Here is a 13,320-nt window from a genome sequence, read left to right on the forward strand (position 1 = left end):
ACTGATAACTGATAACTGATAACTGATTACGCGATAATGTCAAAATGGGGAGTGTAGCCTTGCGTTAGGGACAATTTGGAATCGTGGTTTTTAAAATTGGTTTATTAGGACTGGGAACCGTTGGGACGGGAACCGTTGAAATTTTGTTGAACCCAGAAGGTCGTCATCCGTTGTTATCGGAGTTAAGTTTGCATCGGGTGGGGGTGCGATCGCTGTCTAAACCCCGGAATGTAAATATACCCGAATATTTATTAACAACGGATTTAGAAGAAATTGTCATTGATCCGGCGGTTGATATTGTTGTGGAATTAATTGGCGGTTTGGAACCTGCGCGATCGCTAATTTTACAAGCCATTGAAAACGGCAAACACGTTGTTACAGCCAATAAAGCCGTGATTTCTCGCTATGGAAGTGAAATTTTTGATGCGGCGAATCAAAAAGGCGTTTATGTTCTTTTAGAAGCCGCTGTTGGAGGGGGAATTCCGGTGATTCAACCTCTCAAACAGTCGTTAGGCGCAAATCGAATTCATAAAGTCACCGGAATTATTAATGGGACGACTAACTATATTTTGACCCGGATGAAAAATGAAGGGGCAGATTTTGCTGATGTTTTAGCGGATGCTCAACGCTTAGGCTATGCAGAAGCTGATCCCACGGCCGATATTGATGGGTTGGATGCTGGGGATAAAATTGCAATTCTGGCTTCTTTGGCTTTTGCAGGCAGAATTAAATTAGAACAAGTGTACTGTGAAGGCATTAGAAAAGTTACGGCGACGGATATTACCTATGCGGAAAAATTGGGATTTGTGATTAAGTTATTAGCGATCGCCGCGCGAGATCCCCACGCGACTCCTGAACAGGATTTATTATCTGTTCGAGTTCATCCCACGTTAGTTCCTAAAGTTCATCCGTTAGCGAGTATTAATGATGTTTACAACGCGATTTTAGTTGAAGGTGAACCCATTGGACAGGTGATGTTTTTTGGACGAGGTGCTGGTTCTGGGCCAACGGCTAGTGCTGTCGTTTCCGATATTTTAAATATTGTCGCTGTTCTGCAAATGCAAGAAGCGGAAATTGTGAACCCTGTTGTCACCCATGAACTGATGAGTTGTACCCATCAACATTATTGTAAAATTGCACCGATGGAGGATTTAATTACCCGGTTTTATGTTCGTTTTCTCACGAAAGATTCTCCGGGGGTGATTGGGAAAATCGGAACCTTTTTCGGTCAACATAATGTTAGTTTAGAGTCGATTGTTCAAACCGGATTTCATGAAAACTTAGCGGAAATTGTCGTCGTGACTCATGATGTTCTGGAGGGGAATTTCCATCAAGCGTTAAATGAAATTAAAAGCTTAGATTCCATTGATAGTATTCCGAGTATTTTACGGGTGCTATAGCCGTTTTATTGCTCATTTCCAGAAATCGGGTTTCTGAAATAAAAATCTTGATATCAGCCTTTACAAAAGCTGAGAAACCCGGTTTTTGGATTAAATAGGGCTTGCTGAAAAAGTAACAGAAAAAGAAAAGAATGATTCACTAGCTGAGGAATTTAATTATTATCGGTATAATTATTATCACTATTTTTATCCGTCTGACAATCAGGTATCGAGAGTTCAGGGAGTTCTGATGTGGGGATTTTTAGATTAAAATGAAAGACGATTTGATGTTGATCAATATTAATAGTAGTGATATTAATAACGCTTTGTTCAGGTATTAAAGTTTTAACAGCAAGTTTCTCTAATTTCGATTTATAACCGGATTCATCAAGCCATTCACAAATTTTACGCCAATTTTCGACTTTTTCAGTTTTATCTAACAAATATTTAACATATTTATAAATCGTAGCACATAGATCTGATTCGACACCCCTGGGAATTTTATCTAATTTTTCGGCAATTTCAGAGGGACTACAGCCAGACAATAACCCCCTTAAGTGAGCTTTTTCAATGGGAGTGAGATGCTTTCCCTTCGCAGATGCCAAGTCAGCATAAAGACTATCTAAATCCCACTCTTGGGCTGCTTGGCTGAACATTTTGTCCACTTGAGCCATATTTCGGGTATAAAAAAGAGCTAACGCAATTCTAACATAAATTCTAACGTTAGTCAGTAGATAATTAGAACTTAGTTAATTTATTATCAGTTATAGCAGAGTTTGACAAGCCAGAGAAAGAGAGGAAACCTATGCCAACAGGCAATCTAGCGGATTTTGCGATTAATCAGGAACCACGCTGTCCAGTTGTTTTGTTATTGGATAACTCAGGTTCAATGTCCGGTCAACCTATCCAACAGTTAAATCAAGGGGTTGCCGTGTTTAAGCAATCTGTCGAGGAAGATGCACTAGCCAAGAAGAGAGTAGAAGTAGCAGTTATTTCCTTTGGCCCAGTGGTAATGCGTCAAGATTTTGTGACAATCGATCAGTTTGTCCCTCCCCAGCTACAAGCACAGGATTTAACCCCGATGGGAGAAGCGATCAATTACGCTTTGGACTTACTAGACAATCGCAAAGCTGATTATATGAACAGTGGTACTCAGTATTTCCGACCTTGGGTTTTTCTGATTACAGATGGTTCTCCCACTGATAACTGGCAAAACGCTGCACAACGAGTCAGACAGGGTGAGAATGATAAGAAATTTTCCTTTTTCGCAGTTGGCGTTCAAAATGCAGATATGAAAATTTTAAGCCAAATTGCTCCTCCAAGTCGTCCACCTTTATTACTCAATGGTCTTGATTTTAAATCAATGTTCTTATGGCTGAGTCAATCGATGAAACAAGTTTCTCATAGTCAACCTGGAGCAACAACAATGGTACAAACTCCCCCCCCAGGATGGGGTCAAGTAGCGACCTAATAGAGTGAGGAAATTTCATGTCTTGGAAAGCGATCGCTTGTTCTGAAACAGGTACAAGCCATCAAAAATTAGACTTACCCTGTCAAGATTACGCTGAGTTTATCAGAGTTAATGGCTCTGGGAAACTTGACAATAATGGTGACGTTATTATCGGTGCTGTATCCGATGGGGCTGGGAGTTGTAAACATTCTGATATTGGTTCTAAGTTAGCAGTTGCAACAGCCCTAGAAGATTTAGCACGTTGGCCTAAATACTTAAAAAAAAATAATCAAGATTCATCGCCAGAAATCTTAAAAGAGTCTGCTGATAAAGCTTTTAAACGAACTTTAAGAAAAGTTCAAGAAGCGTTTAATACAGAAGCGGAAAACATAAAATGTTTTCCAAAAGATTTATCCTGCACTTTGCTAGTTGTGGTTGCTACACCTAATTGGCTTGCCGCTATGCAGATTGGGGATGGTTTTATTGTGATTCAACAACCTGAATCAGAATATCAATTACTGTTTCATCCCAGTAAAGGAGAGTATGCGAATCAAACAACTTTTGTAACTGCCTCAAATGCTTCACAGATGATGCAAGTTCAGATATCATTTGGGGCGCAAGAGTTTATCTGTGTTTCTACTGATGGACTCGAAAGATTAGGAATCAATATCAAAGATTGGCTGCCACACCCGCCTTTTTTTGATATGTTTAAAAAAGCCTTAGAAATTAGGGTTGAGGATGAGGAAAAACTTTCAACACAAGAGTGGTTAAAATCTGAAGAAATTAACAAAAGAACCGATGATGATAAAACTCTATTATTATGTTGGTATGACCGTGGCTTAAAAACTCTTCCTCCTAATGGGGGTGAAAAACCCGGTTTCTTCGAGAAACCGGGTTTTTCGGGCGTACCTAAAGGGATTGCACATCGCTATAATATAGATTCTGATTTATTAATTATCAATGTTTTATTAGGGATTGTCTGGAACGCACTTTACCACGATTTATTTGTAGATAGAACATTTGATAATTTTTATTTAAGATCAATTATTGCTTTCTTGATTGCAACTCTACTTGCTGTAATTATCTTTGGGATTAACAGGAATATATATAAACCAAAACTGAAACTTAATAATTCTCCAACAAAAAAAATAAAAATATTGGTTTTTCTCATGATCATTTCTGGTTTTAGCTTGGGGTTAGGCGGGATATTGTATTACTCAATTTATAAATATATTTTGTTGCCTTTATCACAACTAAAAATTTGACTTAAACCTAAATTATTATGGCTAGTTACTTTTATGGTCAAAATCAATCTATCTCTCTCGTTAAACAAGTAGGTCAAGGAGGTGAAGGTACTGTTTGGACAACAAATCGGCGAGGATATCTAGCAAAAATATATCATAAAATTAGTCCTGATAAAGTTAAAAAACTCGAATTAATGATTAAGAACCCGCCAAACAATCCAACTGCGGGACAAAACCATACTTCTATTAGCTGGCCTACTGATTTAATTAAAGATCATCAAAATCGATGTGTAGGCTTTTTAATGCCACAGATTACTGATGCTAAAGAAATGATCTGTGTCTATCTCCCTGTATCTAGGATTAAGGACTTTCCTAGATCTAACTGGTATTGCCTGCATATCATCGCTTTAAATTTTATTTCTATTATTAAAGAGATTCATGATAAAAATTATATTATTGGAGATATTAATACTAAAAATATTCTGGTTAATGAGCGCAGTTTAGTTTCTTTAATTGATACTGATTCTTTTCAAGTTACAGACTCTAAAACAGGTGATGTTTATCGTTGTTCGGTCGGTGTAGAAGGTTTTATACCTCCTGAATTAATTGGTCAAGATTTCTCTAAATTGACACAATTCCGATCTCATGATCGATTTCGATTAGGAGTAATGATTCACTATCTACTGTTTGGTTATCATCCCTTTATGGGAAAATGGACAGGTTCGGGAGATCCACCCGGACAAAATGAATCGATTAGTAAAGGTTATTGGCCTTATGGTAATAATAGTCTTTTAAAACCCAGTCAGAATACAATTCCTATTGATGTTGTACATCCTAAACTTAAAAAATGCTTTCTCAAATGTTTTAATGACGGTCATCAATCCCCTCGCTCTCGTCCATCTCCTGAAGATTGGTTGAAGGCTTTAGAGGTTGCTATCAATGATTTAGTTGTTTGTAGTAAAAATAAAAATCATATCTATAGTAAACATTATGGTCGCTGTTGTTGGTGCGATCGCGCTAATACTTTAAACGTTGATATTTTTCCATCTGTTCAAAATCCTATTCCCCCCAAACCACTAAGGTCACCATCTCCCCCGCCACCTCCACCAACTCCAACGCCTCAACCGCCACCTCGACCAACTCCAACACCTCAACCGCCGAGGCCGCCATCTTCCCGACACACCCTAAAACGTCTTCAACCTATGTGGAAAACCGCAGCTATTATTTCTACAACCATTGCTACAACTTTAGCAGGTTTATCTCTCTTTCAATATTACGAAAGAAATCAAATTATTAAGCAAATTGAGCAATTAAGAAAAGAGAATAACCTTTCCTCTGGAAAATGGAACTTATCATCTTACTCTTTTGAGTCTGAGTTAGAAAATTTTAGCAATATTATTAACGGTCGAAATCCTTTGATTTCCTTTGACTTGGATGAGTTAATGAAGGAAATGCAAAAAAAAACAACGTCCTTAGATAATAATATTGGCAAACTTCAAGAGAATATTAATAACTTGGAAACTGTCAATGATGATTTAGAAAATGAGAATAATTCTCTACAAAACGCGATAAATAAATTGGAAAAATACACTTATGTCAATTTTTGTAATAAAACTTCTTATTCAACCATAGAAGCAGCATTCGCGTACTGGGATGGAACCGGATTACGATCAAGGGGTTGGTTTTCTGTTAAATCAGGAGAATGTAGTGGAGAAGTTAGTGTAGCTCAAAACTATAATGGTAATGTCTATGTCTATGGAATGTACCATCGGGGTGAACGTGAATGGGGAAGCGGACAATACTCTTTTTGTGTAGATATAGTTTACGGGTTCAGTATTTCCGAAAGTGATAAAGTCAGTTGTAGTGGGAGTAATCAAAAAAGAGTAACAATGAGTGCATGGTCTGTATCCCCTGGTACAAATACTTGGAATCTTTCTCCGTAGGGATTTAATCATAAGGTAAAGCGTGAGTGCTGTCAGAAACCGGGTTTCTCAACAAATCTGGTGGGATATAATTAACTTTAATTAGAAACCCGGTTTCTTAAGTGTTTGCGATCGCAGTGCAGAAACCGGGTTTCTCAACAAATCTTGATAAGATACAACTAACTTTAATTAGAAATCCGGTTTCTTGATTGTTTGCGATCGCCGTCCAGAAACCGGGTTTCTCAACAAATCTTGATGGGATACAATTAACTTTAATTAGAAACCCGGTTTCTTGAGATTACTAATCTTCTTGCTCATCATCCGATAAAATATATTCATCTTCAAACACTTCTGACCAACTCAGGGAAGTCAAATGACATTTAACTTTCCTCATTTCAAGTTCAGCTTCTTTCACAGCAGCTTGAAAACATTTATCCCAAATTGATTCAATAAAATCTCGATTTAAGCTGGGTACTTCCTCTTGAATATCCTCTATTTCTCGACGAGCCGAAAGAATACTAATTGCCCAACTAGAACTGCGTTTTTGAGGTTGACATTTCCATTTTATCACATGAACCATTAAGCGAATTAACTGACTTTTTAAGGCGCGTCTGTCATTTCTTCCCATTGCTTCAATTAGAGATTCTAAACCTTCTTTAGCTTCCATTACTTGATTCTCCTGTAAGAGTTGCTGAATCATGACAGCCATTTGATACTCTGATCCAGTCGCTAACCAGTCCCAATCTTTTTTAGTCAGCATGGCTATTTCCTTAATATTACTACTATTTAGAAATTGATGAATCTAATAAAAAACAGGATTTATAGCTATTATCTAGGAAATAAAATTATCCTATTTTTACTATAAAACCCTGTTTTTATATAACTTCAGTTTGACTGAGGCTAAATTCTATTAAGCAACAGGAGCACGTTCAGGTACAATAAAGGTTTTCTCACCCGATAATTCAAAAATTTCATGAACGGCTTTTAACGCTTCTACCCCTTGGTCTTCATCTACTAAACAACTAATTTTAATTTCAGAAGTCGCAATCATTAAAATATTAATATTGCGGTTTGCTAAGGCTTCAAACATTTTAGCAGCAACCCCAGGATGATGAATCATTCCTGAACCCACTACACTGACTTTAGCAATGGATTTATTCACGATAATTTCACTATAACCCAATTCAGATGAGCCTTGTGCTAAAATCTTTTCCGCTTCATCAGCATCCCCTTGGGCGACGGTAAAAGCAATATCCCGTGCTAAAATTCCGTTGACTTGATGACAGCGTTGGGATTGAATAATCATATCCACACTAATATTATGATCCGCTAAGAGAGAGAATATTTTGGCTGCCATCCCTGGACGATCTGGAATATGGCGAATGGCTAAACGAGCTTGTTTAATATCTAATGCTACACCTCGGACAGGAGGTAAACTGGGATCAATAGGCGGTTTTTCTAGCTCAAAATTGCTAGTAATTTTACAATCAGAACTAATTTCAAAAGATTGACATAAGGCGGTAACCGCTTGTTGACAATCTTCGGCTGCAATGACACAACTCACTTTAACTTCTGAAGTCGAAATCATCTGAATATTAATACCCGCTTCTGCTAAAGTATTAAACATTTGAGACGCAACTTTTGGCCGTCCAATCATTCCCGCGCCGACAATACTGACTTTAGCAATAGGGGTGTCATCTCCAGTTACTTCAGCATTACCTAGATCAGAATGATTCGGTTTTCCTAAAGCAGGTAATAAAGCATCAGCAACGGCGATCGCTTTAGTAAAATAATCTCGTTCTACAGTAAAGGTAATATCATTACTATTCCCTTCATGAATGGATTGAATAATTAAATCCACATCTAAATTTTGTACCGCAATTCCTCCAAATAATTTAGCAGCAATGCCGGGGCGATCGGGTATTCTTAATAAAGAAACTGCGGCTTGATTGGTATCAAATTCTACCCCATCTACCGGACGGGCTAATTCTAATCCTTCTAAGGGTCGGGGTTGAGGTTTGGGGGCGATTACTTTGGTTCCGGGGTCATCTGTCCAACTAGAACGCACGACTAAAGAAACCCCATAATTGCGGGCAATTTCTACCGCACGGGGATGTAAAACTTTCGCGCCTAAACTGGCAAGTTCTAACATCTCATCACAGGTAATTTCTGTCATTAATTGAGCATTGGGAACTAAGCGAGGATCGGTGGTTAAAATTCCTGGAACGTCGGTATAAATTTCACATACATCTGCTTTTAAAGCGGCTGCTAACGCCACCGCAGAGGTATCAGACCCCCCTCGTCCTAATGTTGTAATTTCCAAATCATCTTGACTACTTACCCCTTGAAATCCGGCGACCACCACCACTTGTCCTTGATTTAAGTGGCGTTCCATACGTTGAGTTTCAATACTTAAAATTCGGGCGCGAGTGTGTTCAGCTTCAGTCACAATTCCAACTTGAGCCCCGGTTAAAGAAATCGCAGGTTGTCCTAATTCCTGCAATGCCATACTTAATAAAGCAATACTGACTTGTTCTCCCGTAGAGAGTAACATATCCATTTCTCGACGGTTGGGAGTTGGAGAAATTTGTTGAGCTAAACTTACTAATTGATCAGTGGTTTTTCCCATTGCAGAAACAACGACAACCACTTGATGATCTTGGGCTGTTTTTATTACCCGTTGAGCAACGGATTGAATGCGTTCAACGGAACCGACAGAACTACCACCGTATTTTTGAACAATCAGCATATTAACTTCAGAATTAGCAATGGGAAAGGTCAAATTAAACTGAAAAATCAGAAGTTTTAGCCTGTGAAATTAAAGCGAATTCGCTTAATTGAACAGCAGGATAAATCAGCCTTTTGTATTTTACAGGATAAGACGAGAAAATTATCCTTAAGTTTCAAGAAAATTGTTTAAGGAATTTGGGACTGAGAGAAGAAAAGTTAAGGTTCCCGGTTATGATAGCCTAGCAGAGAGAGAAGGAACCTGAAAGACTTGATCAGCTAGATTGTGAAATGTTAAATTTTTTACAGAATCTCGCTACTGTCCCCTGCGTTCTTTCGGAAATCTACGCTGACTTGGTATTTTAAGATGAATGACGCAGGTTCACTTACCCAGTTACCAGAGGGAAAACATGATCAAAATTAATCACCCGATGTTTCAGAAACTTCCTCTTCGCATTATTCTGATTGTTCCCTTTGTTTTACAAATTTTTATAGCGGTTGGTTTGACGGGATATTTATCTTTAAGAAATGGTCAAAAAGCAGTCAATAATTTAGCAATTCAATTACAAAATGAAGTCAGTAGCCGCATTTCTCAACATTTAAGTAGTTATCTTTCAATTGCTCCTCAACTCAATCAAGTCAATGCTCATGCGATCGCTATGGGAACAATTACGCCCAATAATTTAACTCAAATGGGGCATTTTTTTTGGCAACAGCGAATCAGCTTTAATATTGGTTATGTTTTGTTTGGAACACCCACGGGAAAATTTTCCAGTATTGGCAATTATTTTGGAGATCAAAGAATTACCTTTGATACGGTAGATTCTCAAGCTTACAGTGATGGTAGAGACTATGTTTATGAAATGAATAATCGCGGTCAAATCACCCAACTTTTATATAAAAGTGCAGAGGATTATTTCTTTCAAAAAGAAGGATGGTATGCTGCTGGAGCCACATTAGGAAAACCCACTTGGAGTCAAGTTTATAACTGGGAAGTTGAACCCTATAACCTTTGCATCGCAGCGAGTTATCCCTTATTTGATAATAATGAAAAATTAACGGGGGTCTTAGGTGTAGAAATGCGATTATCGCAATTACATGATTTTTTGCAAAAATTGAAAGTGAGTTCTTCCGGTAAAACCTTTATTATAGAACGGAATGGATTACTAATTGCTAGTTCTACTGATGAACAACCTTTTCGCATCAAACCTGGAGAAAAACCGCAACGATTAAAAATTACAGAGAGTCAAGAACCGTTAATTAAAGCAACAGCTAATTATTTAGACTCTCAAATTAAAGATTTGAAAACAATCAAAACTATTCAACAACTTAACTTTTCTTTAAAAGGTGATCAACAGTTGGTTCAAATTACACCTTGGCAAGATGAATTGGGGTTAGATTGGCTAGTCGTTGTGGTTGTACCAGAGTCCGATTTTATTGGAGAAATTGATGCCAATACTCGGACTACAATTTTACTTTGTTTTGGGGCATTAATTTTAGCCATTATATCAGGAATTTATACCACCCATTACATTACCCAACCCATTTTACGCTTAAGTTCTGCATCTAAAATGATTGCAACATCGGCTCAACAGGGGTTGAGCGGTGACTTAGTTCAAACCAGAGTCGAAGAACCTAAAATCAAAGAATTAGGCGTTTTAGCTCGCTCCTTTAATCAAATGAGCCAAGAATTACAGGATTCTTTTGGTGCTTTAGAACAGACCAATAAAGTATTAGAAAAACGAGTGGAAGAACGAACGGCCCAACTCACAATAGCAAAGGAAAAAGCGGATGCTGCTAACCAAGCTAAAAGTGAATTTCTAGCCAATATGAGCCATGAGTTACGCACCCCATTAAACGGAATTTTGGGCTATGCTCAAATTTTAGGACAATTGGAACCCCTGACAGAGAAAGGACGCAAAGGAGTAGATATTATTCAGCAATGTGGTTATCATCTTTTAACCCTGATTAATGATGTTTTAGATTTATCCAAAATTGAAGCTCGAAAACTAGAACTCTACCCAACTGATTTTCATTTTCCTGCTTTTTTAGAAGGGGTTGTTGAAATTTGTAATATTAAAGCTCAACAAAAAGGAATTCAATTTCATTATAGACCCCAAGAAAATCTTCCTATTGGGATTCGTGCTGATGAGAAACGTCTGAGACAAGTGTTAATTAATTTATTAGGAAATGCGATTAAATTTACGGACAAAGGAAGCGTAACCTTTTCAATTCAAGCCACACCGATTCCCCCAAATTCAAGGTATCGCCTACATTTTCAAATTAAAGATACCGGAGTGGGGATGACATCAGAACAATTAGAGCGAATTTTTCTTCCTTTTGAACAAGTGGGAGAAACAAAGAAAAATACAGAAGGTACAGGCTTGGGATTAGCAATTAGCCAAAAAATTGTTGCCTTAATGGAAAGTCAGCTTCAGGTACAAAGTCAATTAGAAGCAGGCAGTATTTTCTGGTTTGATGTGGAATTACCCGAAGCTAAAGAATGGGCAAATACCTCTCGTAATATTCGCAAAGGAAAGGTTACGGGATATCAAGGAGAACCCAAAAAGATTTTAATTGTTGATGATAATTGGGCAAATCGTTCGGTAATTGTAAACTTATTAGAGCCGATTGGGTTTGAAGTCATAGAAGCGAATAATGGTCAAGAAGGATTGGAAAAAGCAATAGTTATTTCCCCCGATTTTATTATTACTGATCTGATCATGCCTGTTATGGATGGGTTTGCGTTTATTGCTCAGTTACGTCAATTGCCCAAACTCAAAGATATTGTAATTATTGCTTCCTCAGCTAGTGTATTTGATAGTGATCAACACCGCAGTTTAGATGCGGGAGCTAATGCGTTTTTACCCAAGCCTGTTTCCGCAGATCTATTACTCGAATTATTACAAGTTCACCTGAAGTTAGAATGGATTTATATTTCCTCTGAATCTCCAATTTTGGATCAGAATCCACCTTCCCATTCTCAGCCGGAAACTCCAAAAATCCCATCTGAAATTTTATCAAATTTGTACGAATTAGCTCAAGAAGGAGACGTAGATGGTATACTAGAAGAAGCTCATTTGATCCAAACTCATGATCCGATTTATTTCGCTTTCACTCAACAAGTGATCCAGCTTGCGGAAAATTTTCAACTCAAAAAGCTGCGAGAGTTGTTGAGTCAAACCATCAGCCAATCTTAAATTCTTTATTCTCGGATTAATCTCAATATTTATCCCCTAGCTTCATTCATGCAAGACATTGGTTTTATCCTGATTGTTGATGACAATCCTACTAATTTATCGGTTTTATCTCAAACCTTAAAGGGTGAAGGATTTTCAGTACGAGTCGCAGAAGATGGAGAAAGTGCGTTGCAATTAGTGGAGCGCAAACAACCAGCTTTAATTTTATTAGATGTGCAAATGCCCGGTATTGATGGGTTTGAAACGTGTAAAAAATTAAAATCTGCTCCTAAAAATCAAGGAATTCCGATTATTTTTTTAACCGCGTTAACGGATGTTGAAAATAAAGTCAAAGGACTTTCTCTAGGAGCAGTTGATTATATTTCTAAACCTTTTGAAAAAGAAGAGGTATTAGCCAGAGTTCGAGTGCATTTACAACTGAAACAACTTACAGAAACCCTAGAACAACAAGTTGCGGAACGCACTGCTGCTTTAGAAAAAACCCAAATTCAATTAGTACAACAAGAAAAACTTTCGAGTTTGGGACAATTAGTAACGGGAATTGCCCATGAGATTAATAATCCGATTAGTTGTATTATCAATAATCTTCCGTTAGCTCAAGACTATGTTCGGGATCTAGCTGATATTTTAACTTTATGTCAAACTTCTTATGAGCAACTGCCAATTCCCCTACAAGAGGCAATCTTTAAAGCAGATTTAGATTTTATTTTAAAGGATTTACCTCAATTACTAAATTCCATAAAAATTAGTGCTGATCGAATTAAAGATATTTCGATTTCCTTAAGAAATTTTGCCCGTTCTGATTCCTCAACTCAAGTTTTATTTGATCTTCATGAAGGCCTTGATAGCACTTTATTGATTTTGAGTCATCGCCTCAAACCCGTAGGGAAACGAGCCGCTATTCAATTAGTTAAAGAATATGGGAATTTACCCTTAGTTGAATGTTATCCTAGTCAACTCAATCAAGTGTTTATGAATGTTTTAGCAAATGCCATTGATGCCATTGAAGAAGCGGGACAACAGGGAGAGATGAAAAACCAAATTCCTACCCTGAAAATTTGTACAACCCAGCCCGACCCCCAATCAATTTTAATTGAAATTTCTGATAATGGAATGGGCATACCAGAAGAGATTCTGCCGCGAGTCTTTGAACCCTTATTTACCACAAAGCCTATGGGTCATGGAACTGGATTGGGATTAGTGATTGCCTACCAAATTATTGAAAAACATCAGGGTAAACTCTATCTTGATTCAACCCCAGGACAAGGAACAAATGTCAAAATCTGGCTTCCGGCTACTTCTTAAAATCAATAATTTCAGGGGCAGTTGATTATTCTATCATAAACTTATAATATTAAGCCGATGACTGAGCGATTTTTAATTTAATTTAAACTTTTC

General features: G+C 37.5%; 9 protein-coding genes. 6 read left to right on the plus strand and 3 right to left on the minus strand.

Annotated elements, in window-relative coordinates:
• The first annotated feature begins 83 nt into the window (after positions 1–83).
• Positions 84–1,400: a homoserine dehydrogenase gene (locus tag IQ236_RS08370; protein ID WP_193868841.1), complete on the plus strand. Its 1,317-nt coding sequence runs from the start codon at positions 84–86 to the stop codon at positions 1,398–1,400.
• A gap of 152 nt (positions 1,401–1,552) precedes the next feature.
• On the opposite strand, the gene IQ236_RS08375 is transcribed toward IQ236_RS08370, so the two are convergent.
• Positions 1,553–2,053 carry a helix-turn-helix domain-containing protein gene (locus IQ236_RS08375; RefSeq protein WP_193868842.1) on the minus strand — a complete coding sequence of 167 codons (501 nt, stop codon included), beginning with the start codon at positions 2,051–2,053 and terminating at the stop codon, positions 1,553–1,555.
• 131 nt (positions 2,054–2,184) lie between these two features.
• Between IQ236_RS08375 and IQ236_RS08380 the strand changes: the two genes are divergently transcribed.
• From IQ236_RS08380 to IQ236_RS08390, 3 genes are read left to right on the plus strand one after another with little or no spacing between them, the layout of a single operon-like run.
• Positions 2,185–2,850: a vWA domain-containing protein gene (locus IQ236_RS08380; protein ID WP_193868843.1), complete on the plus strand. Its 666-nt coding sequence runs from the start codon at positions 2,185–2,187 to the stop codon at positions 2,848–2,850.
• A gap of 17 nt (positions 2,851–2,867) precedes the next feature.
• Positions 2,868–4,094 (plus strand): PP2C family serine/threonine-protein phosphatase, encoded by a 1,227-nt coding sequence (locus tag IQ236_RS08385; RefSeq protein ID WP_193868844.1) that lies wholly within the window; start codon positions 2,868–2,870, stop codon positions 4,092–4,094.
• Between the two features lie 17 nt (positions 4,095–4,111).
• The gene (locus IQ236_RS08390; protein ID WP_193868845.1) at positions 4,112–6,016 is read left to right on the plus strand and encodes a DUF1036 domain-containing protein; all 1,905 of its coding nucleotides are present in this window, start codon (positions 4,112–4,114) and stop codon (positions 6,014–6,016) included.
• 280 nt (positions 6,017–6,296) lie between these two features.
• Here IQ236_RS08390 and IQ236_RS08395 read toward each other — a convergent pair whose 3' ends face one another.
• Both IQ236_RS08395 and IQ236_RS08400 read right to left on the minus strand, forming a co-directional pair.
• A complete protein-coding gene (locus IQ236_RS08395) occupies positions 6,297–6,755 on the minus strand; it encodes a DUF29 domain-containing protein (RefSeq protein ID WP_193868846.1) in 459 nt (152 codons plus the stop codon).
• Between the two features lie 150 nt (positions 6,756–6,905).
• Complete coding sequence (locus IQ236_RS08400) at positions 6,906–8,744, minus strand: aspartate kinase (RefSeq protein WP_193868847.1); 1,839 nt, start codon at positions 8,742–8,744, stop codon at positions 6,906–6,908.
• A gap of 388 nt (positions 8,745–9,132) precedes the next feature.
• On the opposite strand from IQ236_RS08400, the gene IQ236_RS08405 reads away from it, so the two are divergent.
• The gene (locus tag IQ236_RS08405; protein WP_193868848.1) at positions 9,133–11,922 is read left to right on the plus strand and encodes a hybrid sensor histidine kinase/response regulator; all 2,790 of its coding nucleotides are present in this window, start codon (positions 9,133–9,135) and stop codon (positions 11,920–11,922) included.
• A 48-nt stretch (positions 11,923–11,970) separates the two neighbouring features.
• The gene (locus IQ236_RS08410; RefSeq protein ID WP_193868849.1) at positions 11,971–13,227 is read left to right on the plus strand and encodes a hybrid sensor histidine kinase/response regulator; all 1,257 of its coding nucleotides are present in this window, start codon (positions 11,971–11,973) and stop codon (positions 13,225–13,227) included.
• Positions 13,228–13,320: the final 93 nt, after the last annotated feature.

The sequence above is a fragment of the Planktothrix mougeotii LEGE 06226 genome (genome assembly GCF_015207485.1).
Lineage (GTDB): Bacteria > Cyanobacteriota > Cyanobacteriia > Cyanobacteriales > Microcoleaceae > Planktothrix.